Origin of the sequence: Mycolicibacterium fluoranthenivorans, assembly GCF_011758805.1 — a bacterium.
In the GTDB taxonomy this organism is placed as follows: domain Bacteria; phylum Actinomycetota; class Actinomycetes; order Mycobacteriales; family Mycobacteriaceae; genus Mycobacterium; species Mycobacterium fluoranthenivorans.
Genome location: NZ_JAANOW010000002.1, coordinates 474,015 through 500,716 on the forward strand (window position 1 = coordinate 474,015; position 26,702 = coordinate 500,716).

Sequence of the window (26,702 nt, forward strand, 5' to 3'; positions counted from 1 at the left end):
GAATGGCGAGATAGGACGCCGGGCCCACAGTTTCAATAAGGTATCGAATAATTCAGGACACAGATGGCGCTGAAGTGGCTGTTCATGACTGCCTGGGCGGGGAATATTTCCATGAGTCATTTACTGCTCGGAAACAGTGCGGCAACAGAGCCTGCCTACCTTGAAGTGGTCACGACGTCTGTGGCGGCCCAACTGCCTTCCGAGTCACAGGAATTCACATGGCAACTTTCATCGAACAACGGACGATCGGCGCAATACCGGAGGACGAGCGGCACGGGCGTGCCTGGCATCTGCTCCCGCTGTGGTTCTCCCTGAACGCGACTGTCATGGCTGCCACCACCGGCGCCATCGGCATCTCCGTCGGCGCCGGTCTGGTGCCGACCCTGATCGCGATCGTCGTCGGCAATCTCATCGGTTCGGTCTTCATGGCCTACCACTCGGCGCAAGGCCCGCAGCTCGGTCTGCCCCAAATGATCCAGAGCCGAGCGCAATTCGGATTCTTCGGAGCGATACTGCCCAACCTGCTGGCCATCATCATGTATGTCGGCTACTTCTCCGGAGCCGGCGTGATCGGCGGCCAGGCGATCGCGAGCATCTTCGGCATTCCGACCGCCACCGGCATCATCATCTGCAACGCGATCACCTGGTTCATCGCCTTTGCGGGGTACCGCGTCATCCACGCCTTCGACCGCGCCATGGCCGCCGTGTCGGTCATCGTTCTGGTGTTGCTCTTCGTCGCCGCCATCGCGCACTTCGGCTCGGCGCCGCCGGCCGAGAGTCACCCGAGTTTCGCCAACTTCTTCCTCATCCTGTCGATCGCCGCGAGCTGGCAGATCACCTTCGCGCCCTATGTCTCGGACTATTCGCGGTATCTGCCCACCAGTCAGGGCGGGGCAAAAACGTTCTGGTACACCCTGATCGGCAGCTGCGCCGGGGCCATCACCTTCATGGCGCTGGGCGCCATCGTCGGTGTGTACGCGCTGGACAGCCTCAGCGGTGACGCCATCGTCTACCTGTCGAGCCTGTCACCGGTGGCGGCACCTGTCATCGCGATCATCCTGGTATTGGGCATGATCGGGGCGAACTGCGACAACCTGTACGGCCCGTATATGGCCGGGCTGTCCACGGTCACCCAAGCCGGTGGCCCGCCGCACGTGTCCCGACTGGTGCGTGCCGCCGTCACAGGTGGATTCGCTTTGCTGGGCACCGCCGTCGGCATCTTCCTGTCCGGCGACTTCCTCACCAATCTGCAGAACCTCATCATGTTGCTGCTCTACATGCTGGTGCCGTGGACGGCCATCAACCTGGTCGACTTCTACCTCATCCACCGAGGCCGGTACGACGTGGCGGAGATCGTCTCCATGCGTGGTCGCTACGGCCTGGTGAACTGGAAAGCCATTGTCACCTATGCCGTGGCCGTCATCGCCCAGATCCCCTTCATGAGCTGTGCCCTGTTCGTCGGGCCCGCCGCCAGCGCACTCGGCGGCGTCGACATCGCGTGGATCGTCGGGCTGGTCGTCGCCGGTGGTCTGCACTACGCCCTGAACAGGTCCGCGGCTGCGCAAGACGCCGACCTCCCCGTCGCCCCGATCACCGCGGCCGCCGCGGTGACCGCCTGATCTCGCAAAGGAGTCACCCATGGCATTCGACTACTCCCGGCTCACCGCCACCTGTGCGGTGGACTCACCGGAGAACGCCATCACCCTGCCCCCGGAGGCCTACGGCAGCGACGAACTGTATGCCGCCGAGGTGGATCGGATCTTCAAACGTGGCTGGATACCGTTGTGCCGCATCGAACAACTACCGTCACCGGGCAGCTACTACAGCATCGACATCCTCGGCACCCCGCTGGTGGTGACCCGCGACCGCAAGGACGACATCCGGGTGATGTCGCGCAACTGCACCCATCGTTGGATGGAGGTGTGCAGCGGTGCCGGTGAGGCCGGCGTGCTCCAATGCCCCTACCACCTGTGGTCCTTCGGCCTGGATGGTCACCTGGCGGGCGCCCCCGAGATGAAGCAGTCCGCAGGATTCGACCGAAAAGACTGGGGCCTCAAACAGTTCCGGCACGAGGTCTGGAAAGGTTTCGTCTTCGTCAACTTCGACGGACAGGCGGCACCCGTCGCCGAACAGCTCGCCGGACTCGCCCCGATGGTCGATCCGTACGACTTCGAGAACTACCAGATCGTCGAACACACCGACTGGGGGGTCTGCGACTGGGACTGGAAGATCATGGTGGACAACTTCATGGAGTGCTACCACCATATGGGCCCGCATCGCGGCACCCTGGAGGACGAGTTCCCCGCCAAACTCAGCGGAGCAGGTGAGGGCGGCCCCTACTTCACCACCATGTGGTCCCGCCAAGCGGACGGTTACCCGGCCGAAGAGCCCTTCCTGGCGCCCGGCGCCGACACCCTGACCCCCGAGCACAGTCACAAGCTGCTGATCTTCATCGCCTATCCGCTGCTGCAGATCTCGCTGGGCCCGGGTTTCATGTACTGGCTCAAGACCTTGCCCGTCGGCGCAGGAAAGGTCGAGATCCACCTCGACATCGCGATGTCGCCCGCCGCGCTGGCGGCGCCCGACCTCGACGCCCGGCGCAGCCAGCTCGTGAAGTCCATCTGCGATATCCACCGCGAAGACCTCGACGTCTGCGCCGCGGTGCAGAAGTCGGTCCGGGCCGGCGTGACCTCCACCGGGCGGCTGTCACACCTGGAACAACCGCTGTGGGAGTTCTACCGCTACCTCGGACGTGAACTCGGAATCGTCTCCCACACTGCCGACCTCGCCTCCGCCGGCTGAAAGGACAAGATATGACCAGCACCCTGAACGGACACGTACAACGCACTGCCGCAACGGAGGTCGCCGAGCGACTCGGTGCCGCCGGGGTCAAGTACGCCGCCATCAGCTTCGTCGACATGCACGGCAAACCGAAAGCCAAGATGGTGCCGCTCAACCACCTCGGGCAGGCCGCGCGCGGGTCGGAGATGTTCACCGGGGCGGCGCTGGACGGCGTCCCACAGGACGTCAACGATGACGAGGTGGCGCCACATCCGGACCTGGGCGGGGCGATCATCGCACCCTTCAACACGGAGGTGGCGTGGTTCCCCGGCGACCTCTGGATCGGTGACGTCCCCTTCGAGGCCTGCAGCAGACAGATCCTCAAGCGCGTCACCGCGGACGCGGCGACACTGGGCTACACGTTCAACCTCGGCATCGAGACCGAGTTCTTCCTGCTCACCGACGACCGGGTCGGGACGCCGGCGCCGGCCAGCCTCGACGACACGCTCGACAAGCCCTGCTACGACCTTCGGGGTCTGTTGCACAACTATCCGGTCGTCGACGAGATCGTCACGGCGATGAACGATCTCGGCTGGGACGTCTACTCGTTCGACCACGAGGACGGCAACGGCCAGTTCGAGACCGACTTCACCTACACCGATGCGGTGACCATGTCCGACCGGCTGGTGTTCTTCCGGATGATGGTCGGTGAGATCGCCCGCAAGCACGGCCTGTTCGCGTCCTGGATGCCCAAACCGTTCGCCGATCGCACCGGCAGTGGTGCGCACTACAACATGTCGCTGGCCGATGTCGACGGGGTGAACCTGTTCGAAGAGGCCGACGACCCGCGCGGCTGTGGACTGTCGACGCTCGGTTACCAGTTCACCGCCGGGGTGCTGCGTCACGCGTCGGCGATCTGCGCGGTGATCGCCCCGACCGTCAACAGCTACAAGCGACTGGTCAAGCAGGGCAGCATGTCCGGGCTCACGTGGGCGCCGATCTTCGCCTGCTACGGCGACAACAACCGGACCAACATGATGCGTATCCCGAAGGGTGGGGGACGGGTGGAGTGCCGGGCGGCCGACAGCGCCAACAACCCGTATCTCGGTGCGGCTCTGATGCTGGCGGCGGGACTGGAGGGTATCCGCGAGGGCCTGGATCCCGGCGAGCCCAACCGCGACAACCTCTACAACGTCTCCGAACTGGACCTGGCCGCCCGCGGAATCGGCTGGCTGCCGAGGTCCCTCGGTGAAGCCATCGATGCGCTCGAAGCGGATCCGCTGGTGCGCAAGGTCTTCGGCGAGGCGATGTTCGAGTCGTTCGTGGCCGAGAAGCGTGCGGAATGGGATTCCTTCACCGCCCATGTCTCGTCCTGGGAGACCGAGCGCTACCTGCGGTTCTGGTGACCATGCGCTGGGAGGAACTGTCCTCGACGCAACTGGCGGCGGCTGTGGCGGCCGACCCGGCCCTGGTGGCGCTCGTCCCGGTCGGCGCCACCGAACAGCACGGGCCGCACCTGCCGGTCGGTACCGACACCGTCATCGCCACCGCGGTCGCCGAGGCGGCCGCCGGTGGTGACGGCGCGCCGGCGGTGGTGCTGCCTGCGATCGCCTACGGTGCCAGTCAGTTTCACGGTACGGAGCTGCCGGGCACGGTGGCGTTCTCCGGCGAGGACACCGCCGCCCGGGCCTACCAGGTGGCACGGGCCTGCCTGGACTCCGGGGTGCGGCGCATCTTGTTCGTCAACGGGCATGTCGGCAACGCGGCTCCACTGTGGCTGGCCTGCGACCGCTTCCGCCGTGAGCATCCCGCGGGGCGGATCGGTGTCGTGCAGTGGTGGGATCTGACCCCCGAGATCGCCGCCCGGGCCACCGCTGACGCGGTCGACTGGCACGCCAATGCCGCGGAGACGTCGATCATGCTGGCCTTGCGACCCGAACTCGTGCACACCGACCGTTTCGCGGAGGCCGACGACCCCGACCGGACGGCCGGGCTGGTCTTCCGGTACTCGGTGGCGCAGGTATCGCTCAACGGGGTGACCGGATATCCGTCACGCGCCTCCAAGGAACTCGGGCTCGCGCTGTGGCGCGATATCGTCACCGCGGCCCGCGGTGTCGTCGCGGCCGCCCGGGACGAGCAACCGCCGCTGGCGTAGCGATCCGTTCTAGAATGCGCCTCGTGCCACCACCCGAGCGCAAGGCGCAGGTCCGTGCGATCGGACGCCCGCGCCTTGAGGCGGGACCGGAAACCGGCGGCGGGCCGCCCGAGTCGCCACGCACCGGGATCGTCAATGCCGCCACCAAGCTGTTCTCGGAACGGGGCTACGCCCAGACCACGATGAGCGATATCGCGCGTGCCGCCGGTCTGCAGCAGTCCTCGCTGTACTACTGGTTCCGCAACAAGGAGCAACTCCTGCAGGAGACGCTGCTCGTCAACCGCGCACCGCTGAAATTCATCGCCGAGGTCGGCGCGGGATCGGGCTCGCCTGCGGTCAAGCTGTACCGCCTGCTGCGCTTCGACACCATGCAACTGGCGATGTCGCCGATCGATTTCAACGAGATCCAGCGGATCGCCCACGAACAGCGCGCCGAGTTCCACCAGTTCTGGGCCGATTACGAACGGCTGCGCCAGTGGGTGGTCGACCTGATCGGCGCCGCGGTCGGGGAGGGCAAGTTCATCGATTGCGACCGCGACGAGACCGCGGGCCTGCTGCTGAACTTCGACGAGGGCGCCCAGAAGCGAACCCGGCTGCATCCCGACCACGGGGACCGTGCCGAGGAGGCGATCCGGGTCGGCGAGCAGGTCGCCACCATCGCCGTGCGCGGACTGCTCAAACGCCCCAGCGAGATCGGCCGCATCACCGCACAGGCCGCGCAGTTCGACGACGCCGCCATCGCACTTCGGGTCAGCCTGCACGCTTTCGACTGAGCGAGGCCCGGCCGCCGGGGCTTTCGTCCGGCGCCGAACCGACCTACTCTGGTGTGACCCACATCACCAGGGAGGTCCGGTGCGCATCTCCGACGTGCTGAAGAACAAGGGATCGGCGGTCGCCACGATCGCCCCGGAGACCACGGTCGCCGTGCTGCTGGCGGGCCTCGTCAGGCGCAACATCGGCGCGATGGTGGTGGTCGGACCGGATGGTCCGGTGGGCATCGTGTCCGAGCGGGACGTGGTCCGCAAACTCCACGAGCTGGGTGCGGATCTGCTGGAGCGCCCCGTCGCGGACATCATGACCAAGCATCTCGTCTACTGCTCATCCGGTGATTCGGTGGACAGCCTGAGCGCGGCGATGACCCACAACCGGGTGCGGCATATTCCGGTGCTCGACGACGGAAAGCTGGCTGGGATCGTCAGCATCGGTGATGTCGTGAAGACCCGGATGCAGGAACTGGAATCCCAGCAGGAACAATTGCAGGCCTACATCACCCAGGGCTGAATACGCTGGGGTTGTGACCACCGTCGACGTCCGTCCCGCTGTCCGCGCCGATATCGCCGCACTGTCGCAGGTGCTCGGCCGCGCCTTCTACGACGACCCGGTGATGGCCTGGATGTTGCCCGATCCGGTGGCTCGGCGACGCAAACTGCATCGGGTGTTCGCGGCCCTGACCCGGCATCACCACCTCTCACGCGGTGGGGTCGAGGTGGCGGCCGCGGGTTCGGTGCTCGGCGCAGCCGCGCTGTGGGATCCGCCCGGTCAGTGGCGGCACACCGTCGGCGAGCAGGTGCGCGCCGCTCCGGGGTTGCTGCTGGCATTCGGCGCAGCCCTGCGCCGCGGGCAGCAGGCCGAGGAACTGATGCAGCGCCATCATCCGGAGGAGCCGCATTGGTACCTCGCGGTGATCGGCAGCGATCCGTCCGTGCGGGGCAGCGGTCAGGGCCAGGCGTTGATGCGGTCCCGGCTGGACCGCTGCGACGCCGAGCACGCCCCGGCGTACCTGGAGTCCAGCAATCCCGCCAATATCGGCTATTACCAACGGTTCGGCTTCGAGGTGACCGGGGAGATCGTGCTTCCGGACGGCCCGTCGCTGTGGCCGATGTGGCGGCAGCCACGGTAGAGTGCGGATGCCGACCAGCAGGGGAATCCGGTGAGAATCCGGAGCTGACGCGCAACGGTGTGAGGCGAACGCCTCGAGTCCGACTGCCTGCCGCCGGTACCGAACGTCGACGGCCCCGCGACCGGGCCCCGTATCGAAGGAAGCCCCCGCCGTGCGCGCTTTCGCCATGCTCGTATCCGTCCTCACCGTCGTCACCGCATGCAGCCCGGCGACATCCGCCGAGCGCGCCCCGACGGCGGCTCTCACCGCCGGCCACACCAGCTATCCGTTGACGTTGGACAACTGTGGTGTCCGAGTCACGTTCGACAGGCCGCCGCAACGCGCGGTCTCGCTGTACCAGGCCTCGACGGAGATCCTGCTGTCGCTCGGATTGGCCGACCGGATGGTGGGAACGTCGACATGGTTCGATCCGGTGCTTCCCGAGGTGGCCTCCGACAGCGCCAAGGTGCCCCGGCTCGCCGACAATGACCCTTCCCTGGAGACGGTGCTCAGTGTCGAGCCGGATCTGGTGACCTCGGCCAGCGCACATACCTTCACCCCGGCGGTGGTGGCCGACCGGACCCGGTTCGCTCAATTGGGCATTCCCACTTATCAATCGCCGTCGGTGTGCACAGGTGCCGACGTCCACGGTGCCGACGTCACCCGCTCAGCTCCTCTGCAGATGGACACTCTGTTTCGCGAGATAGCAGAATTGGCGGCAATTTTCGATGTGCAGGACCGTGGCCGGGAACTGGTCGCCCAGCTCAAGCGGCGACTGTCCGTCGCCCCCGCGCCGTCCATGCCCCACCCGACGGTCGCGTTCTGGTTCTCCGGTCTGCGGGCGCCGTATTTCGCGGGATGCTGCTCGGCGCCCGGGCTCTATGCGCGCGAACTGGGGGCTGCCAACGTGTTCGCCGACGCACGGGAGGACTGGCCCGAGGTCAGCTGGGAGGCGCTGGCCGACCGCGATCCGGATGTCCTGGTGCTGGCCGATCTCAGTCGCCGGAGGGTGGACGGTGACGCACTGGACACCAAAATCGCGTTCCTGGAATCCAATCCGGTCACCAGGAACCTGACGGCGGTGCGTCACAAGCGCTTTGTGGTGCTGACCGGATCCGAACTGGATCCCGGCATCCGGCAGGTCCAGGCGGTCGAACGGCTCGCCGCCGGGTTCGCCTCGATCGGGCCGGCGAAATGATCGGCAGGCTGGTCGTCGTCTGTGCGGCGTTCGTCCTGGTCGGGTGTGGCGAAGTGGCGCAGACGAGCAAACCCGTGGCAGTCGGTGGATTTCCGCTGACGGTGCGCAACTGCGGTCACGATGTGGTGATCGATGCGCCGCCGGCGCGGGCGGTCTCGCTGAACCAGAGCTCGACGGAGATTCTGCTGTCGCTCGGCCTTGCCGACCGGATGGTGGGCACCGCCACGTGGACCGACCCGATCCGCCCCGACCTCGCATCCGCCAACGCGCGCGTCCCGCAACTGTCGATGAACAAACCCTCGATGGAAGCGGTGCTGGATGCCGAACCCGATTTCGTGTCCGCATCTTTCGCGGGAACCCTCGGCCCCGGTGGTGTTGCCGATCGCGCTGAGTTCGACAAGCTCGGTGTGCCGACCTATCTCGCGCCCAGCGACTGCGTGGGCAAGGTGGCGGGCAGCGAGGACGGCGCCCGCACCGCACCGCTGACGATGACCCTGATCTATGACGAAATCCGGGACCTGGCCAAGATCTTCGATGTCACCGACCGTGGCGAGAAGCTGATCGGCGAACTGCAGCGACGCATGACGGATGCCGCCGTCACCGCCGATGTCGATCTGGCCTTCTGGTTCTCCGATATCCGGGCGCCGTACCTGGCCGGCTGCTGCGGCGCACCCGGAATCATCGCGAGCACGGTCGGTGCCCGCAATGTTCCGGCCGACACCGCCGACGAGTGGCCGCAGGTCAGCTGGGAGGCGATCGCCGACCTCGACCCCGACGCGCTGGTGCTGGCCGATCTGAGCCGGCGCACCATCGACGGTGACGCACTCGATACCAAAATCCGGTTCCTGGAATCGAATCCGGTGACCGCGCAGTTGACCGCGGTCCGGGAGAAGCGCTACATCGTGGTCAACGGTGCCGATCTCAACCCGTCCATCCGTACCGTCGACGGCACCGAGAAGGTGGCGCACCGGCTGCGTGAGCTGGGTCTCGTGGCAGGCAATTGACCGTGCGCACGCCGGCATTGGTCACGCTGTGGATGTGCGGCCTCGTACTGTTGCTGGCCTCGGCCGCGGTGGCCATCACGATCGGTCCCGCTGCGCTGTCGGTCACCGACGTGTACCGGATCGTCGCCGAACATCTGGGCGCAGGTCCGTCGGGGGCGACGCGTCTGCAGGACGGCATCGTCTGGCAGTTGCGACTGCCCCGGGTGGCGTTGGCGGCGATCTGCGGTGCCGGTCTGGCCTTGTGCGGTGCGATCCTGCAGTCGCTGCTGCGCAACCCGCTGGCTGATCCGTTCGTGCTCGGCGTCTCCTCGGGCGCCTCGACGGGGGCGGTGCTGATCGTGGTGGTGGGCGCCGGGGCCGGCACGGTGTCCTTGTCCGGGGGCGCATTCGCCGGCGCCCTGCTGGCCTTCGCGGTGGTGCTGATGCTGGCGTATGCGGCCGGTGGGGGAACGGACCGGGTGGTGCTGGCCGGGGTCGCGGCGACCCAACTGTTCTCGGCGCTCACCTCGTTCATCGTGCTGTCCTCCGCCGACGCCGAGCAGACGCGCGGCGTGTTGTTCTGGCTGCTCGGTTCGTTGGCCGGGGTGAACTGGTCTGACGTGTTGACCTGTGGCCTGGTGGTGGCCGTCGGGCTGGCGTGCTGCCTGGGATTCGGTCGCACGCTCGACGCCTTCGCCTTCGGTGACGACGCCGCCGCCACCCTCGGCGTCCCGGTCCGCCGAGCGCGGATGATCCTGCTGGTGGTGACGGCCTTGATCACCGCGGCGCTGGTCAGTGCCACCGGTGCCATCGGTTTCGTCGGCCTGGTGTTACCGCATGCCGCGCGCTTCTTCGTCGGACCGAGTCATCTGCGGCTGCTACCGACGGTGACACTGCTCGGCGCGATCTTCATGGTGTGGGTGGACACCCTGGCCCGCACCGCATTCGCGCCGCAGGAACTGCCCACCGGGGTGGTCACGGCGTTGTTGGGGGTGCCGGCATTCGCGGTGATCCTGCTGCGCCGCAGGGGTGTCAGCCGATGAGCCTGCGCGCGTCGGACGTGGCCTGGTCCAGGTCGGGCCGGCTGATACTCGATGGTGTCACCGTGGATCCGGAACCTGGCAGCACCCTCGGTCTGCTGGGGCCGAACGGATCGGGAAAGTCGTCGCTGTTGCGCCTGTTGGCCGGGGTGGATCGCCCGGATTCCGGGGCGGTCGAACTCGACGGCACGGCGCTGGCCCGGTTGTCGCGCCGGGCCGTGGCGCGTCGCGTGGCGATGGTCAGCCAGCACGCCGATACCGATCTGCACATCACGGTGCGAGAGGTGGTGCGGCTGGGCCGCATTCCCCACGCCGGACCGATCGGTGGGGACCGCGACACCGATCGCGCGGTGGCCGATGCGCTGGTGGCGACCGGACTGACGGATATGGCAGCCCGTCATTGGCACACGCTGTCCGGAGGTGAGCGGCAACGGGTGCAGATTGCCCGCGCCCTGGCGCAGCAGCCCGGCGAACTGCTGCTCGACGAGCCGACCAACCATCTCGACATCGCGCACCAACTCGACATACTGACCTTGATCCGCGATCTGGACATCACCGCGGTGGTCGCACTGCACGACCTCAACCTGGCGGCGATGTTCTGTGATCACCTGGTGGTGCTGTCCTCGGGACGAGTGGTGGCCGCGGGCACGCCGGCGGAGGTGCTGACCGAACGCCTGGTGGCCGATGTCTACCGGGTCGACTGCCACATCACCGTCGCCGACGGTAGGCCCAGCGTCCGCTACACCGCACCCTGCAAACCCGGTCAGGCGGTGGCGACCTCCTCCACCTGATCGGCCAGCGAGTTGTCCGCGAACGCACCGCGGTACGTGGCGGCCCCTCGGTTGGGCGTGCGGGTTCCGGTCTGAGCACACCGGACGCGCGCCGAGATCGACGAAATGGCGGAATCCACTCGCACAATCCCGCCCGTTTGATCAGTTGGGCGGATTCAGGACGCCGCGGTATTCAGGACGCCGCAGAACTCACGACCATGAGTACTCGGCGCGCAGCCGGGTGGCGACGATCTCGAACTTCTCGCGATCGAGCACGGCGCCCTCGCGGCGGATGCCGTCTTCGGGGACGTCGAGCACCCGGTCCAGCCGCACCCAGCTGGGGCGTCCCTCGTAGTCCCAGCTGCCGGCGCCGATCGAGACCCACTCGCGGTCGCCGGCGTGGCGCTCCTGGCTGGACAGCATCAACCCGAGCAGCACACTGCGGTCACGTCCCACCACCAGCACGGGCCGGTCCTTGCCCCGGGTCGGGTCGTCCTCGTAGACCACCCAGGTCCACACGATCTCACCGGGATCCGCCTGCCCGTCCAGGTTCGGGGCGTAGCTGACCCGGCGGGCCCGGTGGGCGGTGGGCACGCTCTCGCTGGTCACCGGCCGCCCGGCGGTGATGGCCGGAGGCTGCTGCTGCGCCGGGGTGCCGGCGAGTACGTCCAAGCCGATCTTGATGCCCTGTTGCAGGACCCGCTCGGGAGTCGGCAACTGCCGGATCAGCTTGGGCGCTTCGTTGAAGACGAGATGCCCGGCGTCCGCCAGAAAACGTTGGAACGGTTTCCACTGCGACGCCATACCGACGAGGATAGGTCCTCCGATTGTGTCGCGACGGTCCATGCTCGATACGCTGGAGCAACCTATCGAGCTTGGACCAGGAGATTCCCATCAGCAGTTTCGCCGACAAGACGTTCACTGCGCCGGCGCAGATCCGGAACTTCTGCATCATCGCCCACATTGACCACGGCAAGTCGACGCTGGCCGACCGGATGCTGGGGATCACCGGCGTCGTCGCCGACCGCGATATGCGCGCCCAGTATCTGGACCGGATGGATATCGAGCGGGAACGCGGTATCACCATCAAGGCGCAGAACGTCCGGCTGCCCTGGTCGGTGAACGGCGAAGACTTCGTGCTGCACCTCATCGACACCCCCGGGCACGTCGACTTCACCTATGAGGTGTCCCGGGCGCTGGAGGCCTGCGAGGGCGCGGTGCTGCTGGTCGACGCCGCTCAGGGCATCGAGGCGCAGACGTTGGCGAACCTGTACCTGGCGCTGGACCGGGATCTGACGATCATCCCGGTACTCAACAAGATCGACCTGCCCGCCGCCGACCCGGACCGCTACGCCGGTGAGATCGCCCACATCATCGGCTGCGAACCGAGCGATGTGCTGCGCGTCTCCGGCAAGACGGGCGAGGGGGTCCGCGAACTTCTCGACGAGGTGGTGCGCTTGGTCCCGGCGCCCGTCGGTGACGCCGACGCACCCGCGCGGGCCATGATCTTCGACTCGGTCTACGACATCTACCGCGGCGTGGTCACCTACGTGCGGGTGGTCGACGGCAAGCTCTCCCCGCGCGAGAAGATCAAGATGATGTCGACCGGGGCGACGCACGAGTTGCTCGAGGTCGGCATCGTCTCGCCGGAACCGAAGGCCTCCGACGGACTGGGCGTCGGTGAGGTCGGGTATCTGATCACCGGGGTCAAGGACGTCCGCCAGTCGAAGGTGGGTGACACGGTCACCTCCGCCCGGCACGGCGCCACCGAGGCGCTGACCGGATACCGCGAACCCCGGCCGATGGTGTATTCCGGCCTCTACCCGGTGGACGGCTCGGACTATCCGGTGCTGCGCGAGGCCTTGGACAAGCTGCAGCTCAACGATGCCGCGCTGACCTATGAGCCGGAGACATCGGTGGCGCTGGGCTTCGGCTTCCGATGCGGATTCCTGGGTCTGCTGCACATGGAGATCACCCGTGAGCGCCTGGAGCGGGAGTTCAATCTCGACCTCATCTCGACCGCGCCCAACGTGGTGTACCGCGTGGTGAAAGAGGACAACAGCGAGCTCATCGTGACCAACCCGTCCATCTGGCCCGAGGGCAAGGTGCGCGCCGTGTACGAACCAGTGGTCAAGACCACGGTGATCGCGCCCAGCGAGTTCATCGGCACCATCATGGAGTTGTGCCAACAGCGGCGCGGTGAGCTGGGTGGGATGGACTACCTGTCCCCGGAGCGCGTCGAACTGCGCTACACGATGCCGCTCGGCGAGATCATCTTCGATTTCTTCGACTCGCTGAAATCGCGCACCCGCGGGTACGCCAGCCTCGATTACGAGGAGGCCGGCGAGCAGGAGGCCGACCTGGTGAAGGTCGACATCCTGCTGCAGGGGGAGGCCGTCGACGCGTTCAGCGCCATCGTGCACAAGGACGGCGCGGCGGCGTACGGCAACAAGATGACCACCAAGCTCAAGGAGCTGATCCCGCGCCAGCAGTTCGAGGTGCCGGTGCAGGCGGCGATCGGGTCGCGAATCATCGCGCGCGAGAACATCCGTGCCATCCGCAAGGACGTGCTGAGCAAGTGCTACGGCGGTGACATCACGCGTAAGCGCAAACTGCTGGAGAAGCAGAAGGAAGGCAAGAAGCGGATGAAGACCATCGGCCGGGTCGAGGTCCCGCAGGAAGCCTTCGTGGCGGCGCTGTCCTCCGACGCCGCGGCGGACAAGCCGAAGAAGTGACTCGGGCCGCGCCATCGGTCACAATGGCGCGGTGAACAGTGCCGCAAACGCTCGTCGGAGCCTGCTGACCCTGGCCTCCGTGGTAGCCGGGTGCATGGTGATGACCGGTTGCGTCAGCACAGTCTCGGGCGTGGCGGTACGCGACCGCAGCGCGGCTCCTGTTGATGTGCCGCCGCTCAAGGACGCCCAGCTGGCCAAGGTGCTGTTGACGGTCCGCGACATCAATGCCGTCATGGGGTCGACCGATATGGAGATCACCAGCGAGCTGGACCAGATGACCGACCATTCCCGCACGATCTCCGACCCGGACTGCCTGGGTGCCATCTACGGCGCCGAGCAACCGGTCTACGACGGCAGTGGCTGGACGTCGGTGCGCGACCAGGTGGCGCGAGAACCCGAAGAGGACAATCAGCACTGGGTCGAGCAGACGGTGGTGCTGTATCCCAACGCGGACAAAGCCCAGCGCTTCTGGGAGAAATCCAAGTCGACATGGAAGAAATGCGGAGGGTCGGCGGTGTCGGTCGACGACGGCCAGTCGTCCTACACCTGGCAACTGGAGGATCTGGACGCCAAGGACCAGGTGATCACCCAGCGCACCACCCAGGAAGATGCCGGCGGCTGGGAGTGCGAGCACGCCATGTCCTACGTCTCCAATGTCACCCTCGAAGCGTGGGCGTGCTCGTACGGCATCAACGACGAGGCGGCGACCATCGTGGCCAAGATGGTGTACAACGCCAGCAAGAAGAAGTAGACGCGATCTCGCTTTCGCCGAACGTGGGATACCCGTTGATGTTTCGGTTGTTTGTCGACCGCTTCTCGACGTTCGCGGAAGAGTCGGACTAGCCGACCCGCAGCACGGCCTTGCCGGGGACCTGCCGGTTCAGCAAGGCCTGTGCCGCGTCGGCGATATTGTCCCAGGAGTCGCGTAGCCCGATCTGCGGATCGAGTTCGCCGTCGGCGAGCAGCTCCAGCAGATACCGCAGGTCTGCATCGAATGGTGCGCGAACGGTGAAGGGCTCCAGCCGTTTCCGGTTCCCGAGCCGGCGGTGCGCTTCGAAGTCGATGGTGGTGGGCTCATTGGACGCCATCCCGATCGACTGCACCGAACCGCCGTCGGAGACCAGTGTGAAGGCCTGCGCCAGCAGCCTGCCGCCCACGTTGTCGAGCACGCCGAACACCGGTTCGGTCACCCCGTCCAGTCCGACGACCACCTCCGCGGCGCCCAGTTCGGTCAGGCCCTCGCCCCGGGCCGGGCTGCCGACGGCGGCGACCACGTGGGCGCCGGCTCTGGCCGCCAACTGGACGGCGAACCGCCCCACGCCGCCGGATGCCCCGGTGATGAGGACCCGGCGTCCGACCACCGGGCCGAGCGCCCGTACCGCCTGCAAGGCCGTCACTCCGGCGACCGGAAGGGCCGCGGCCTCATCGAATTCCACGAACTCGGGCAGCTCGGCCAGATTCGCAGTGTCCACCGCGCGGCGTTCGGCCCAGCCGGCTTCGCCGCCGAAACCGACCACGCGGGCGCCGATCTGGGGCCCGGAGCCGTCGGCGGCGGCTCGCACCACCTCGCCGGCACTGTCCCACCCCGGTACCTCGCCGGGCTTACGCATGTGGTCGATGAAGTGCAGCTCCCCGAAGTTCAGCGCGATGGCGTGCACCTGGATCACTGCCTGGCTGTCGCCCGGGGCGGGTTCGCCGGTCTCGCCGAAACGGACATTGGCGGGCGCTTGCGGGTCGTAGACGATGGCGCGCATGCTTTCGCGCAACAACCACATCCGGCCCGCTATTCCCGTCCGGTCCCTAGGGTGGCGGCTGTGAGCACGCAGGATCGCAGCCGCTGGGATGCGGCATACGCCGACCGGGAGCCCGCATCCGAACCCGGGCTGCCTGCGGTGTTCGCCGGATATGAATCGGTGTTCCCCGCCGCGGGGAGAGCCCTGGACCTCGCGTGCGGGCAGGGTGCGGCCGCGGTCTGGCTCGCGCGCCGCGGATTCGACGTGCTTGGTGTCGACATATCGAGTGTCGCGGTCGAACGGGCCCGTGCCCTCGCGAATACCGCGGGCGTGCCGAACTGCCGATTCGAGGTCGCCGACCTCGACGACGGCCTGCCTCCCGGGCCACCCGTGGATGTCCTGCTGTGTCACCGCTTTCGGGATCCGCGGAGGTACCCGGCGATGACCGAGCGGCTCAGGCCGGGCGGCCTGCTGGCCATCTGTGTGCTCAGCGAGGTCGGTGGGTCACCGGGGCCGTTCCGGGCCGCCGCCGGTGAGCTGAGCGAGGCCTTCGCCGAGTTGGAGACCGTCGGGGTGGGAGAGGGCGGCGGGCAAGCCTGGTTGCTTGCCCGCGCTCGGTGAGCACGGCGGCGTGCGTCTGCTCGCAAGGTCGAGGGGAGCCGTCGGCGAACCGGTGGAGATCACCTTCCAGCCGCTCACCCCGGTGCGTTGGCCGGCTGGAACACCCCGGTGCTGTCGGCTTCCTCCTCGGCACGGATCACGTGGACGACCGCGTTGATCAGCGCGAGGTGGGTGAACGCCTGCGGGAAGTTGCCCAGGTGGCGCCCGGTGCGGGGCTCGATCTCTTCGGCGTAGAGGTGCAGGGGGCTGGCGAAGGACAGCAGCCGCTCGCACAGATGCTTGGCGCGGCTCACCTCACCGATCTCCACCAGGGCCGACACCAGCCAGAACGAACAGATGGTGAAGGTGCCCTCCTCACCGGACAGGCCGTCGTCGGTCTCCTCGACGCGGTAGCGCAGCACCAGGCCTTCGTCGGTGAGTTCGTCGGCGATGGCCAGCACGGTGGCCCGGATCCGCGGATCGTCGGACGGCAGGAACCGGGTCAGCACGGCCAGCAGCAGCGAGGCGTCCAGCGCATCGTCGCCGTAGCGTTGCGTGAGCACCCCGCGCGAGTCCACGCCGTGGGCCAGGATGTCGGCCTTGATCTCCTCGGCGACGACGCGCCACTGCTGCGCATAGGACTTCTCGCCCTGCAATTCGGCGAGTTTGGAGCCGCGGTCCAAGGCCACCCAGCACATGATCTTGCTGGAGGTGAAGTGCTGCGGTTCGCCGCGGACCTCCCAGATTCCGCGGTCCGGTTCCTTCCAGTGCTTGATGGCTTCCTCGACCTGTTGCTTGAGGACGGGCCACAGCGCCTCGGGGATCTGCTCGCGGGACTTTGCGTGCAGGTACACCGAATCGAGCATGGTGCCCCAGATGTCGTGCTGCATCTGGTTGTAGGCGCCGTTGCCGATGCGCACCGGGCGGGCGTTGTCGTACCCGGACAGGTGGTGCAGTTCGTCCTCGACGAGGCTGCGTTCGCCGCCGACGCCGTACATCACCTGAAGCGGGTGGTGTTCGCCGTTGTTGGCGCCGGAGACGTCGGCGATGAAGGAGAAGAAATCGTCGGCCTCCCGATCCAGACCCAAGGTGTACAGGCCCCACAGGGCGAAGGTGGAGTCCCGGATCCAGGAGTAGCGGTAATCCCAGTTGCGTTCGCCCTGCGGGGTTTCGGGCAACGAGGTGGTGGGGGCGGCCAGCAGGGCGCCGGTGGGCGAGTAGGTCAACCCCTTCAGCGTCAACGCCGAGCGCTGCAGGTATGACCGCCAGGGGTGGTCGGGGAAGTCGCCGATGTTGATCCACTGCCGCCAGGACTCGCTGGTCTTCCACATCTTCTCCGAGGCCTCTTCGAAGGTCTGCGGTGCCGGATGCTTGGACCACGACAACGCGACGAAGACGTTGTCCCCTTCGGTCAGCCGGGTGCGGGCGCGCGCCTCGTGGCCCTCCAGACCGATCCGCAGGTTGGTGGTCAGCCGCAGGGTGGGATGCGCCTCGGGGTCCTTGTGCGAGCGGGCGATCGCTTCGCCGTAGGCGGCCGCGGAGTACTCCCAGGTGGCGGACTGACGGCCGTAGTCGAAGGACGGTTCGCAGTTCATCACCAATTCGACGACGCCGGACACGCAGCGCACGGTGCGCAGCAGGATGTGTTCGGCATCCCAGTCCATCGGGGTGCGCCGGTGGGTCCGGGACCGGGTGTCGATATCGTGCCAGGGGCCCATCACCAGGGCATCCCGCACGATCATCCAACCGGTATGGGTCTGCCAGGTGGTTTCCATGATCAGGGAGCCGGGCAGGTAGCGCCGCGCCGAGGGGACGGTGACGCCGTAGGGGGCCAGCCGGAAATGCCCGGCGCTGCGATCCAGGATCGCCCCGAACACGCTGGGGGAGTCCGGGCGCGGGACGCACAGCCATTCCACCGAGCCGGCGGCGGAGATCAGGCAGGTGTTCTCGCAATCGGACAGGAACGCGTAGTCCGCGATCGGCGGGAACGGGTTCCGTAACGTCCCGCTCGCACTCGCGTACGGGACGGGGGCGGTGACGGAGAGCGGCGCCTCGTGATCGGTGTGTTCCAGGACCATGCCCGACATCATCGACTGCCGAGCGGTCCGCCGTCCACCGGTAGCAGCTACCGGGCGTTTTGCCGGCTCATCGCCTGGCGAACGCCGGGATGTGTTCCGGAAGTGGCCCGATGGCCACGCCGTACCCGGCGATCTTGCGCAGCAACGGGATCCGGGTGAATGTCCGGACCGGGGCCGGTGCCGTCGTGTCGGCACCCTGCACGGCGACCGCGATCACCTTGGCATGGATAACTCGCTGCACACCCTGGATCAACGCGGTCGGCACCCAGCGTCTGGCCTGCACCCGGGCGAGATCCCGCGTGCGCACCCGGCCGGCCCGTAGCGGACCGGCGAGCATCCGCCCGGCCGCGACCGCGTCGGCCACCGCCAGGTTGATGCCGACACCGCCGACCGGGGACATCGCATGGGCCGCATCGCCGATCAGCAGCAGCCCGTCGGTGTACCAGCGCCGCAGCCGGTTGAGCTGGACGTCGAGCAATTTGACGTCATCGAAATCGGTGAGGGTGCCGATCCGGTCGCCGAGCCAGGGCACCAGGTCCACCACGCCGCGGTGCAGGGCCTCGATGCCCTCGGCGCGCAGCCGAGCATCGCTGCCCTTCGGGATGATGTAGGCGCACTGGTAGTAGTCACCGCGGTCGATGACGATCATCGCGTGGCCGGCACCGAGCACCCCGGCCAGACCGTGCGGATCGCCTTCGGTACGCGGCAGCCGGAACCACCAGACATCCATTGGCGCCCCAAAGCTCTTGGGCACCAAGCCCATTCCGTCCCTCAGCGTCGACCCGCGGCCGTCGCAGGCGACCGTCAGATCGGCGCGCATCTCGTGTTCGCCGTCGGCGTCGCGGTAGCGCACCCCGACCACCGCACCACCGGACCGCAACGGACCCAACACTTCGGTGCTGCGCAACAGCCTGAACGACGGCTCCCGCTCGGCGGCCGCGGCCAGCAACTCGAGGAAATCCCACTGCGGCACCAGCGCGATGTGCTGGTGCCGGCCCGGCAGATGCCGCAGGTCGATGTCCACCGGGGTGTCCTGCACGGACATGCTGATCGTGTCGATCAGCCGGTGCGGTACGTCGGCGAACGCGGGTCCCAGACCCAGTTCGTCGAGGTTACGCAAGGTGCTCGCGTGCACCGTGTCGCCGCGGAAGTCGCGGAGGAAGTCGGCGTGCTTCTCCATGACGGTGACGTCCACGCCGGCGCGGGCCAGGACCAGGCCCAGCATCATTCCGGCCGGGCCGCCTCCGGCGATCAGGCATCCGGTGGCATCGGGGGTTGTCGGCATGGCCTCATCGTGGCACTACTGTGAACCGCATGGGTGGGATCCTCAGCTGGTGGGACGGCGTCGAACTGTGGCTGTCCGGCCTCGGCTTCGTCGCGCAGACCGCGGTGGTGATGCCCGTGGTGCTGGCGCTGGCCTATGGCATTGCGGTGGTGCTCGACGGTGCCCTGGGCAACGGCATCAAACTGCTGAGCCGGGCTCACCACGAGGACGAGGATCCCAGATGAACCAGATGCCGCGCTCACGCGTCACGCTGATCCTGCTCATTCTGATCGCGCTGGTCCTCGTGACCTGGTATTTCACCCGTTGATGCGGTGTGGGACACACCCGTATAGCGGACTGAGTCGATTCTGTTAGGCTTCGCGCCATGCACGCAGTGTCCGGCAGCATGACGAGCCATGTCCTGGCTCTGTCTGCCGTTGATCGTTGCGCTGGCAGCACTGTGCACTGTTGTCGCTGACCCCAACCCGTCCCGCGGTTTGGCGTCGGTTGTGGCTGTCCTCCAGCCCTCGTTCCCCGGCCATCTCCTCCGTCGTGACGGGCTCATCTCCGCCCCATCCCGTCAGAAACGAAGGAAAGGCCGTTAATGTCCGAGAGATTCAAGTCGCGCTGGAGTGCGGCTGCAGCGCTGGCCGTGTCGGCGACCCTGCTCGCCGCGTGCGGCGGGGGATCCAGCGACGTGGTCGGTGACACCGGGGGCGCGAAGGCCGACACCACGCTGACCCTGGTGGCTTACGCGGTACCGGAGCCCGGCTGGAGCAAGATCATCCCGGCCTTCGCTGCCACCCCCGAGGGCAAGGGCGTCGCCGTGACGACGTCCTACGGTGCCTCCGGTGACCAGTCGCGCGGCGTGGTCGACGGCAAGCCGGCCGATATCGTGAACTTCTCCGTGGAGCCCGACGTCACCCGACTGGTGAAGGCCGACAAGGTGGCCAAGGACTGGAACGCCGACGCCACCAAGGGCATCCCGTTCGGATCGGTGGTGTCGTTGGTCGTCCGCAAGGGCAATCCCAAGGGAATCAAGGATTGGGACGATCTGCTCAAGCCCGGTATCGAGGTCGTCACCCCCAGCCCGCTGAGCTCGGGTTCGGCCAAATGGAACCTGCTGGCCCCGTACGCCGCCAAGAGCAACGGCGGCAAGGACTCGGCCGCGGGCCTGGACTTCATCGACAAGCTGGTCACCGAGCATGTCAAGACCCGCCCGGGCTCCGGTCGCGAAGCCACCGATGTGTTCCTGCAGGGCACCGGTGACGTGCTGATCAGCTACGAGAACGAAGCGATCAACGTCGAGCGGCAGGGTAAGGATGTCGAGCACGTCAACCCGCCGCAGACCTTCAAGATCGAGAACCCGGTCGCCGTGGTGAGCAGCAGCGCCCACCTTCAGCAGGCCACCGCACTGAAGAACTTCCTCTACACCGCCGACGGCCAGAAGCTGTGGGCCGAGGCCGGCTTCCGCCCGGTCGACCCCGCCGTGGTCGCCGACTTCGCCAAGGACTTCCCGACCCCGGAGAAGCTGTGGACGATCGCGGACCTGGGCGGCTGGAAGGACGTCGACCCGGCGCTGTTCGACAAGGACAACGGCAGCATCACCACGATCTACAAGCAGGCCACCGGATGACCTCTGCTGTCACTGACGGCGCCCCGGGAGCTTCGGTCCCCGGGGCGTCCCGGGAGCAGAGGCCCCGGCGGTTCGGCGCCACCTCGTTACGGGTGGGGGCCGCCTCGATCTGGTTGTCGGTGATCGTGCTGCTCCCGTTGGCCGCCATCCTCTGGCAATCCGCCGGAGGCGGATGGACGGCGTTCTGGCAGGCCGTGACGTCCAATGCGGCGCTGGAATCGTTCAAGGTGACGGTGACGATCTCGGTCGGCGTCACGCTGGTGAACCTGGTGTTCGGCCTGCTGGTGGCCTGGACACTGACCCGCGACAGCTTCCCCGGCAAGCGTCTGGTCGATGCCGTCATCGACCTGCCGTTCGCCTTGCCGACCATCGTCGCCAGCCTGGTGATGTTGGCGCTCTACGGGCCCAACAGCCCGGTGGATCTGCACCTGCAGCACACCAAATGGGGTGTCGGGGTGGCGCTGCTGTTCGTCACGCTGCCGTTCGTGGTGCGCTCGGTGCAACCCGTGCTGCTCGAACTGGACCGCGAGGTCGAGGAGGCGGCGGCCTCGCTGGGCGCCAACAGCTTCACCATCCTGACCAGGATCATCCTGCCCGCGCTGCTGCCGTCGTTGTTGTCCGGGGCGGGCCTGGCGTTCTCCCGCGCCATCGGTGAATTCGGCTCGGTGGTGCTGATCGGTGGTGCGGTGCCCGGGAAGACCGAGGTGTCCTCGCAGTGGATTCGCACCCTGATCGAGAATGACGACCGCACCGGTGCGGCAGCGATCTCGATTGTGCTGCTGCTGGTTTCGTTCGTCGTGCTGTTCATCCTGCGGGCGGTCGGGTCCCGTGCCGCCAAGCGTGAGGAACTGGCGAAATGACGCTCTCGCCGGTGGTGCGGTACCTCGTCCGATTCTTGGCGCTGGCCTACGTCACCGTCCTGGTGATCGTCCCGGTCGGGCTGATCCTGTGGCGCACCTTCGAGCCGGGGATCGGCACGTTCATCGCCTCGATCACGACCCCGGCCGCGATCTCCGCCCTGCAACTGTCGCTGTTGGTGGTGGCGATCGTGGTACCGCTCAACGTGCTGTTCGGGGTTCCCACCGCTCTCGTGTTGGCCCGCAACAGATTCCGGGGCAAGAGCGCGCTGCAGGCGGTGATCGATCTGCCTTTCGCGGTGTCACCGGTCGTGGTCGGCGTGGCCCTGATCCTGCTGTGGGGCAGTGCCGGTCTGCTCGGTTTCGTCGAGAACAACCTCGGCTTCAAGATCATCTTCGGTCTGCCCGGGATCGTGCTCGCCAGCATCTTCGTCACCGTTCCGTTCGTCATCCGTGAGGTCGAACCGGTGCTGCACGAACTGGGTACCGACCAGGAAGAGGCGGCCTCCACCCTGGGCTCGCGGTGGTGGCAGACGTTCTGGCGGATCACGCTGCCGTCCATCCGGTGGGGTCTGACCTACGGCATCGTGCTCACCATTGCGCGCACCCTCGGCGAGTTCGGCGCCGTCATCATGGTGTCGTCCAATCTGCCGGGGACCTCGCAGACCCTGACCCTGCTGGTGGCCGATCGGTACAGCCGCGGCCAGGAGTACGGCGCCTACGCGGTCTCGACACTGTTGATGACGGTCGCCGTCATCGTGCTCGTCGTTCAGGTGATTCTCGACGCCCGGCGTGCCCGGGCGGCAAAATAGGGCCCCTAGGAGACACAGTGACCCCCAAAGAGACAACCAACGCCATCACCGTCAAGGGCGCCAACAAGCGCTATGGCGACTTCGTGGCCCTCGACAACATCGATTTCGTCGTGCCGGAGGGGTCACTGACCGCTCTGCTGGGGCCCAGCGGATCGGGCAAGTCCACCCTGCTGCGGGCGATCGCCGGTCTGGACGTTCCGGACAGCGGCGTCATCACCATCAAGGGCGAGGATGTCACCGGAGTCCCGCCGCAGCGGCGCGGTATCGGCTTCGTCTTCCAGCACTACGCCGCGTTCAAACACCTCACGGTGCGGGACAACGTGGCGTTCGGCCTCAAGATCCGCAAGCGGCCGAAGGCCGAGATCAAGGACAAGGTCGACAACCTGCTGGAGGTGGTCGGTCTGGCCGGCTTCCAGACCCGCTACCCGAATCAGCTCTCCGGCGGTCAGCGCCAGCGGATGGCCCTGGCCCGCGCGCTCGCGGTGGATCCGCAGGTGCTGTTGCTCGACGAGCCCTTCGGAGCGCTGGACGCGAAGGTGCGTGAGGACCTGCGGGCCTGGTTGCGCCGGCTGCACGACGAGGTCCACGTCACCACGGTGCTCGTGACCCACGACCAGGCCGAGGCGCTGGATGTGGCCGACCGGATCGCCGTGCTCAACAAGGGCCGCATCGAGCAGGTCGGTTCGCCCACCGAGGTCTATGACGAACCGGCCAACGGGTTCGTGATGTCCTTCCTCGGCGCGGTGTCCTCGGTCAACGGTTCACTGGTGCGCCCGCATGACATCCGGGTGGGCCGCAACCCGGAGCTGGCCATCGCCAGTGATGACCCGAATGTCGCCGCCACCGGGGTGATCCGGGCGGTCATCGACCGGATCGTGGTGCTGGGCTTCGAGGTGCGTGTCGAGCTGACCAGCGCGACCGACAACACGCCGTTCACCGCGCAGATCACCCGTGGTGACGCGGAGGCGCTCGGCCTCAAGCACGGTGACACCGTGTACGTGCGGGCCACCCGCGTGCCGAATCTGGCGGGCGACACTCCACCGGCGCAAGCGCTGTCCAGCGTGTAGTCAGGCCGCGGCGCGGGTGCTGCAGACGGCGTCGAAGCGGTCCAGCACCGTGTCGGCGACCAGTCGGTGCGGCCCGAGCGGCGACGCCATCGGGATGCCCCGTGCGGCGGCGAATGCCGCCACCCGATCGGTGATCCGGCCGTGGGCCAAGAACCACGGTGCGATGACGAGCCGGGTGGCACCGCGAGCCCGCAGCCGGTCGGCGATCTCGGCCAGGTTCGGGTGCGGTCCGGCCGCGAACGCGGTGGCCGCCGTCCACCGGGTGTGGGCCACCAGCTGTTCGGCAACGGTCTCGGTGCGCGAATTCGCTTCGGCGCGTGAGGAACCCACTGCCGTGACCATGACCCCGACGCCGTCGAGCCGGGACACGCCGGCTTCGGCGATCCGCCGCCGGAGCACCGCGACCAGCTGGTCGTCCTCGCCGAGGACATCGGCCTGGCGGGCGGCGACACCGGACTCGGCGATCATCGCGGGGATGTCCTGGCGCGCATGGTAGGCGTCCGCGAGGAGCAGCGGGGTGACCACCGCGCCGTCGCCGGCCGTGCGCAGCACGTCGGTCAGACTGGGTGAATTCTGCTCGCAGAATGCAGGTCTGACATCGATACCGGGCCGGATCCGACGGATGGTGTCGGCCACCGCGTGCGTCGTCGCCGCGGAGCGCGGGTCGGCGCTACCGTGGGCGGTCAGGACGAGGATGCTCACTGGGGCCTCTTCAGGATGCGTGCAGACCGCATTCGGTCTTGGCCTGCCCGGCCCAGCGACCGCTGCGCGGGTCGGCGCCCTCGACGGGCTTGCTGGTGCACGGCGCGCACCCGATCGACGGATACCCTTCGTAGACAAGGGGATTGACCAAGATGTCGTGGGCTTCGATATAGGCCTGCATCTCGTCGTCGCTCCACGCGGCGAGGGGATTGATCTTCACCAGGCCGAACGCCTTGTCGAAGCTGATCAGCGGTGCGTTGGCCCGGGTGGGGGCCTCCACCCGGCGGATACCCGTGACCCAGGCGGCGTAACCCTGCAGAGCTTTGCTCAGCGGCTGCACCTTGCGCAGCCGGCAGCACTCCGCGGCGTCGCGGGCGAACAGATCCTTGCCGAGCAACCGGTCCTGTTCGGCGACGCTCTGTTCGGGTCCGACGTTCACCACATGGACGTCGTAGACCGCCTCCACCGCGTCGCGGGTGCCGATGGTCTCGGCGAAGTGGTAGCCGGTGTCCAGGAACAGCACGTCCACACCGGGGCGCACCTTGGCCGCCATCTCGACCAGCACGGCATCCTGCATATTGGAGGCCACCACGTACTGGCCCGCGAAATGCTCGTCGGTCCAGCGCAGCAGGTCCTCGGCGCTGGCACCGTCCAATTCCGCCGCGCCGCGTTCGGCCAGCTCGATCAGGTCGTGTTCGGTTCGCACACTCACAGCATCACCTCAAGTCAGCTTCGTCGGCTCGCACCGCCCACTGAGCGAAACGCTCACCGGGCTCGCGTTGTTTCACGAAGTTGCGCGCAACACGTTCGATGTACTCGCCGAGTTCGGAGGAGAGCACCTTGTGCTGGCGCAGTTTGCGCCCGAAACCGCTGTCCAGGCCCAGGCTGCCGCCCAGATGCACCTGGAAGCCCTCCTCGGGTCCGTTCCCATCGTCGACCATCTGGCCCTTGAACCCGATATCGGCGATCTGGATGCGGGCGCACGAGTTGGGGCAGCCGTTGATGTTGACCGTGATCGGGACGTCCAGCTCGGCGTTGATGTCCTCGAGGCGCTGCTCCAGATCCGGCACCAGGCTCTGGGCCCGGACCCGGGTCTCGGCGAAGGACAGCTTGCAGAACTCGATGCCGGTGCAGGCCATCAGGTTTCGCCGCCAGTGCGACGGGGTCGAGGGCAGCCCGAGGGCGTCCAGGCCGGCCCGCAGTTCGTCGAGCTTGTTATCGGGGACGTCGAGGATGATCAGCTTCTGATACGGCGTGAAGCGGATCCGGTCCGAACCGACCGACTCGGCCAGGTCGGCGACCTTGGTCAGGATGGTGCCCGAGACCCGGCCCGCGACGGGGGCGACGCCGACGGCGTTCAGGCCGTTCTTGAGGCGCTGGACCCCGACGTGGTCGATGGGGCGGGTCACCGGCTCGGGGGCCGGCCCGTCGAGCAGCGGTCGCTTGAGGTATTCCTGCTCGAGAACTTCCCTGAATTTCTCGACCCCCCAGTCCTTGACCAGGAACTTCAGCCGGGCCTTGGCCCGCAGGCGGCGGTAGCCGTAGTCGCGGAAGACGCTGACCACGCCCTCCCAGACATCGGGCACTTCGTCCAGCGGCACCCACGCCCCGAGACGCTGGGCCAACATCGGATTGGTCGACAGCCCACCGCCGACCCACAGGTCGAATCCGGGGCCGTGTTCTGGGTGGTTGACGCCGATGAAGGCGACGTCGTTGACCTCGTGCACCACGTCCTGCAGACCGGAGATCGCGGTCTTGAACTTGCGCGGCAGGTTGGAGTACTCCGGCTTGCCGATATAGCGCTTGACGATCTCGTGGATGGCCGGGGTGCCGTCGATGACCTCGTCGAGGGACTCGCCGGCCAACGGCGAACCGAGCACCACGCGCGGGCAGTCGCCGCACGCCTCGGTGGTCTGCAGGCCGACCGCATCCAGACGCCGCCAGATCTCCGGCATGTTCTCGACCTCGATCCAGTGGTACTGGATGTTCTCGCGGTCGGAGATGTCGGCGGTGTCCCTGGCGAATTCGGTGGAGATGCCACCGAGGGCGCGCAGTGCGGCCGCGGTCAGCGCGCCGCCGTCGCTGCGGACCCGCAGCATGAAGTACGAGTCCTCGAGCATGTCGGTGTTCTCGTCGCCGGTCCAGGTTCCGTCGTACCCGGGCTTGCGCTGGGTGTAGAGGCCCCACCAGCGGAAACGGCCGCGCAGGTCACCCTTGTCGATGCTCTCGAAGCCGCCGGGGGCGTAGATGTTCTCGATCCGTGCCCGCACGTTGAGCGGGTTGTCGTCCTTCTTGGCTTGTTCGTTGGCGTTCAGCGGTTCGCGGTAACCGAGCGCCCACTGGCCCTCGCCGCGCGGTCGCTTCACCTTCGTCGGCGAGCCGACAGATGTACCGGGTGCAGTCGTCATGAAC

26 protein-coding genes and 1 riboswitch are annotated in these 26,702 nt (G+C 67.3%); of the genes, 19 read left to right on the forward strand and 7 right to left on the reverse strand.

Annotated features, from left to right (window positions below; translation table 11 throughout):
* The first annotated feature begins 218 nt into the window (after positions 1-218).
* From FHU31_RS20320 to FHU31_RS20370, 11 genes are all read left to right on the forward strand, one after another.
* Positions 219-1,619: a purine-cytosine permease family protein gene (locus FHU31_RS20320; protein ID WP_167161895.1), complete on the forward strand. Its 1,401-nt coding sequence runs from the start codon at positions 219-221 to the stop codon at positions 1,617-1,619.
* 19 nt (positions 1,620-1,638) lie between these two features.
* Entirely contained in the window at positions 1,639-2,802 is a 1,164-nt protein-coding gene (locus tag FHU31_RS20325; protein ID WP_090353439.1) for an aromatic ring-hydroxylating oxygenase subunit alpha, read from the forward strand.
* Positions 2,803-2,813: 11 nt separating this feature from the next.
* A complete protein-coding gene (glnT, locus tag FHU31_RS20330) occupies positions 2,814-4,187 on the forward strand; it encodes a type III glutamate--ammonia ligase (protein ID WP_090353440.1) in 1,374 nt (457 codons plus the stop codon).
* Between the two features lie 2 nt (positions 4,188-4,189).
* Entirely contained in the window at positions 4,190-4,936 is a 747-nt protein-coding gene (locus FHU31_RS20335; RefSeq protein WP_234901585.1) for a creatininase family protein, read from the forward strand.
* A 14-nt stretch (positions 4,937-4,950) separates the two neighbouring features.
* The gene (locus tag FHU31_RS20340; RefSeq protein WP_090353443.1) at positions 4,951-5,709 is read left to right on the forward strand and encodes a TetR/AcrR family transcriptional regulator; all 759 of its coding nucleotides are present in this window, start codon (positions 4,951-4,953) and stop codon (positions 5,707-5,709) included.
* 79 nt (positions 5,710-5,788) lie between these two features.
* Entirely contained in the window at positions 5,789-6,217 is a 429-nt protein-coding gene (locus FHU31_RS20345; RefSeq protein ID WP_167161899.1) for a CBS domain-containing protein, read from the forward strand.
* 13 nt (positions 6,218-6,230) lie between these two features.
* Positions 6,231-6,836, forward strand: a complete 606-nt coding sequence (locus FHU31_RS20350) for a GNAT family N-acetyltransferase (RefSeq protein WP_263987776.1) — start codon at positions 6,231-6,233, stop codon at positions 6,834-6,836.
* A riboswitch (cobalamin riboswitch) is annotated at positions 6,805-6,945 on the forward strand. (Overlaps the previous gene by 32 nt.)
* Before the next feature lie 57 nt (positions 6,946-7,002).
* Complete coding sequence (locus tag FHU31_RS20355; protein WP_167162891.1) at positions 7,003-8,013, forward strand: ABC transporter substrate-binding protein; 1,011 nt, start codon at positions 7,003-7,005, stop codon at positions 8,011-8,013.
* Complete coding sequence (locus FHU31_RS20360) at positions 8,010-9,017, forward strand: ABC transporter substrate-binding protein (RefSeq protein ID WP_167161901.1); 1,008 nt, start codon at positions 8,010-8,012, stop codon at positions 9,015-9,017. The genes FHU31_RS20355 and FHU31_RS20360 overlap by 4 nt, the downstream gene beginning before the upstream one ends.
* A gap of 32 nt (positions 9,018-9,049) precedes the next feature.
* Complete coding sequence (locus FHU31_RS20365) at positions 9,050-10,039, forward strand: FecCD family ABC transporter permease (RefSeq protein ID WP_167162889.1); 990 nt, start codon at positions 9,050-9,052, stop codon at positions 10,037-10,039.
* Positions 10,036-10,827, forward strand: coding sequence for an ABC transporter ATP-binding protein (locus FHU31_RS20370; RefSeq protein ID WP_167161903.1), 792 nt, complete (start codon positions 10,036-10,038; stop codon positions 10,825-10,827). Before FHU31_RS20365 ends, FHU31_RS20370 begins: the two co-directional genes overlap by 4 nt.
* 189 nt (positions 10,828-11,016) lie before the next feature.
* Here FHU31_RS20370 and FHU31_RS20375 read toward each other — a convergent pair whose 3' ends face one another.
* Entirely contained in the window at positions 11,017-11,610 is a 594-nt protein-coding gene (locus FHU31_RS20375; RefSeq protein WP_208411120.1) for a type II toxin-antitoxin system PemK/MazF family toxin, read from the reverse strand.
* A gap of 23 nt (positions 11,611-11,633) precedes the next feature.
* Here FHU31_RS20375 and lepA point away from each other — a divergent pair, with 23 nt between their 5' ends.
* Together lepA and FHU31_RS20385 are read left to right on the forward strand one after the other, a co-directional pair.
* Positions 11,634-13,541 carry a translation elongation factor 4 gene (lepA, locus tag FHU31_RS20380; RefSeq protein WP_167161905.1) on the forward strand — a complete coding sequence of 636 codons (1,908 nt, stop codon included), beginning with the start codon at positions 11,634-11,636 and terminating at the stop codon, positions 13,539-13,541.
* Between the two features lie 31 nt (positions 13,542-13,572).
* Complete coding sequence (locus FHU31_RS20385) at positions 13,573-14,292, forward strand: sensor domain-containing protein (protein ID WP_308206696.1); 720 nt, start codon at positions 13,573-13,575, stop codon at positions 14,290-14,292.
* A gap of 88 nt (positions 14,293-14,380) precedes the next feature.
* Here FHU31_RS20385 and FHU31_RS20390 read toward each other — a convergent pair whose 3' ends face one another.
* Positions 14,381-15,295 (reverse strand): zinc-binding dehydrogenase, encoded by a 915-nt coding sequence (locus tag FHU31_RS20390; RefSeq protein WP_167161907.1) that lies wholly within the window; start codon positions 15,293-15,295, stop codon positions 14,381-14,383.
* A 60-nt stretch (positions 15,296-15,355) separates the two neighbouring features.
* Between FHU31_RS20390 and FHU31_RS20395 the strand changes: the two genes are divergently transcribed.
* Entirely contained in the window at positions 15,356-15,895 is a 540-nt protein-coding gene (locus FHU31_RS20395; RefSeq protein WP_167161910.1) for a class I SAM-dependent methyltransferase, read from the forward strand.
* A 74-nt stretch (positions 15,896-15,969) separates the two neighbouring features.
* Here FHU31_RS20395 and FHU31_RS20400 read toward each other — a convergent pair whose 3' ends face one another.
* Both FHU31_RS20400 and FHU31_RS20405 read right to left on the reverse strand, forming a co-directional pair.
* Positions 15,970-17,952 (reverse strand): glycoside hydrolase family 15 protein, encoded by a 1,983-nt coding sequence (locus FHU31_RS20400; RefSeq protein ID WP_235632650.1) that lies wholly within the window; start codon positions 17,950-17,952, stop codon positions 15,970-15,972.
* A 67-nt stretch (positions 17,953-18,019) separates the two neighbouring features.
* Entirely contained in the window at positions 18,020-19,237 is a 1,218-nt protein-coding gene (locus FHU31_RS20405) for an FAD-dependent oxidoreductase (protein WP_167161912.1), read from the reverse strand.
* 29 nt (positions 19,238-19,266) lie between these two features.
* Between FHU31_RS20405 and FHU31_RS20410 the strand changes: the two genes are divergently transcribed.
* The 5 genes from FHU31_RS20410 (at position 19,267) to FHU31_RS20430 (ending at position 23,588) form a co-directional block, all read left to right on the forward strand.
* On the forward strand, positions 19,267-19,461 hold the full coding sequence (locus FHU31_RS20410) for a hypothetical protein (RefSeq protein ID WP_167161913.1): 195 nt from the start codon (positions 19,267-19,269) through the stop codon (positions 19,459-19,461).
* Positions 19,462-19,820: 359 nt separating this feature from the next.
* Entirely contained in the window at positions 19,821-20,852 is a 1,032-nt protein-coding gene (locus FHU31_RS20415) for a sulfate ABC transporter substrate-binding protein (protein ID WP_167161915.1), read from the forward strand.
* Positions 20,849-21,712 (forward strand): sulfate ABC transporter permease subunit CysT, encoded by an 864-nt coding sequence (gene cysT, locus FHU31_RS20420; protein WP_167161917.1) that lies wholly within the window; start codon positions 20,849-20,851, stop codon positions 21,710-21,712. Before FHU31_RS20415 ends, cysT begins: the two co-directional genes overlap by 4 nt.
* The gene (cysW, locus tag FHU31_RS20425; protein WP_167161919.1) at positions 21,709-22,521 is read left to right on the forward strand and encodes a sulfate ABC transporter permease subunit CysW; all 813 of its coding nucleotides are present in this window, start codon (positions 21,709-21,711) and stop codon (positions 22,519-22,521) included. Before cysT ends, cysW begins: the two co-directional genes overlap by 4 nt.
* Positions 22,522-22,538: 17 nt before the next feature.
* Entirely contained in the window at positions 22,539-23,588 is a 1,050-nt protein-coding gene (locus FHU31_RS20430; protein ID WP_263987774.1) for a sulfate/molybdate ABC transporter ATP-binding protein, read from the forward strand.
* Here FHU31_RS20430 and FHU31_RS20435 read toward each other — a convergent pair whose 3' ends face one another.
* From FHU31_RS20435 to FHU31_RS20445, 3 genes are read right to left on the reverse strand one after another with little or no spacing between them, the layout of a single operon-like run.
* Complete coding sequence (locus FHU31_RS20435) at positions 23,589-24,290, reverse strand: sirohydrochlorin chelatase (protein ID WP_167161921.1); 702 nt, start codon at positions 24,288-24,290, stop codon at positions 23,589-23,591.
* A gap of 10 nt (positions 24,291-24,300) precedes the next feature.
* Positions 24,301-24,996, reverse strand: coding sequence for a phosphoadenylyl-sulfate reductase (locus tag FHU31_RS20440; RefSeq protein WP_409371166.1), 696 nt, complete (start codon positions 24,994-24,996; stop codon positions 24,301-24,303).
* Positions 24,997-25,006: 10 nt separating this feature from the next.
* Positions 25,007-26,698, reverse strand: coding sequence for a nitrite/sulfite reductase (locus tag FHU31_RS20445; RefSeq protein ID WP_167161925.1), 1,692 nt, complete (start codon positions 26,696-26,698; stop codon positions 25,007-25,009).
* Between the last annotated feature and the right edge of the window lie 4 nt (positions 26,699-26,702).

What these genes read in the sequence shown, in the direction of transcription:
- FHU31_RS20400 (WP_235632650.1), bottom strand. Translation starts at nt 17,952, where the DNA reads ATGGTCCTGGAACACACCGATCACGAGGCGCCGCTCTCCGTCACCGCC.
- FHU31_RS20375 (WP_208411120.1), bottom strand. Translation starts at nt 11,610, where the DNA reads ATGGCGTCGCAGTGGAAACCGTTCCAACGTTTTCTGGCGGACGCCGGG.
- cysT (WP_167161917.1), top strand. Translation starts at nt 20,849, where the DNA reads ATGACCTCTGCTGTCACTGACGGCGCCCCGGGAGCTTCGGTCCCCGGG.
- FHU31_RS20355 (WP_167162891.1), top strand. Translation starts at nt 7,003, where the DNA reads ATGCTCGTATCCGTCCTCACCGTCGTCACCGCATGCAGCCCGGCGACA.
- FHU31_RS20340 (WP_090353443.1), top strand. Translation starts at nt 4,951, where the DNA reads ATGCGCCTCGTGCCACCACCCGAGCGCAAGGCGCAGGTCCGTGCGATC.
- FHU31_RS20370 (WP_167161903.1), top strand. Translation starts at nt 10,036, where the DNA reads ATGAGCCTGCGCGCGTCGGACGTGGCCTGGTCCAGGTCGGGCCGGCTG.
- cysW (WP_167161919.1), top strand. Translation starts at nt 21,709, where the DNA reads ATGACGCTCTCGCCGGTGGTGCGGTACCTCGTCCGATTCTTGGCGCTG.
- FHU31_RS20415 (WP_167161915.1), top strand. Translation starts at nt 19,821, where the DNA reads ATGTCCGAGAGATTCAAGTCGCGCTGGAGTGCGGCTGCAGCGCTGGCC.
- FHU31_RS20320 (WP_167161895.1), top strand. Translation starts at nt 219, where the DNA reads ATGGCAACTTTCATCGAACAACGGACGATCGGCGCAATACCGGAGGAC.
- FHU31_RS20335 (WP_234901585.1), top strand. Translation starts at nt 4,190, where the DNA reads ATGCGCTGGGAGGAACTGTCCTCGACGCAACTGGCGGCGGCTGTGGCG.
- FHU31_RS20410 (WP_167161913.1), top strand. Translation starts at nt 19,267, where the DNA reads ATGGGTGGGATCCTCAGCTGGTGGGACGGCGTCGAACTGTGGCTGTCC.
- FHU31_RS20390 (WP_167161907.1), bottom strand. Translation starts at nt 15,295, where the DNA reads ATGCGCGCCATCGTCTACGACCCGCAAGCGCCCGCCAATGTCCGTTTC.
- FHU31_RS20405 (WP_167161912.1), bottom strand. Translation starts at nt 19,237, where the DNA reads ATGCCGACAACCCCCGATGCCACCGGATGCCTGATCGCCGGAGGCGGC.
- glnT (WP_090353440.1), top strand. Translation starts at nt 2,814, where the DNA reads ATGACCAGCACCCTGAACGGACACGTACAACGCACTGCCGCAACGGAG.
- FHU31_RS20360 (WP_167161901.1), top strand. Translation starts at nt 8,010, where the DNA reads ATGATCGGCAGGCTGGTCGTCGTCTGTGCGGCGTTCGTCCTGGTCGGG.
- FHU31_RS20445 (WP_167161925.1), bottom strand. Translation starts at nt 26,698, where the DNA reads ATGACGACTGCACCCGGTACATCTGTCGGCTCGCCGACGAAGGTGAAG.
- FHU31_RS20365 (WP_167162889.1), top strand. Translation starts at nt 9,050, where the DNA reads ATGTGCGGCCTCGTACTGTTGCTGGCCTCGGCCGCGGTGGCCATCACG.
- FHU31_RS20325 (WP_090353439.1), top strand. Translation starts at nt 1,639, where the DNA reads ATGGCATTCGACTACTCCCGGCTCACCGCCACCTGTGCGGTGGACTCA.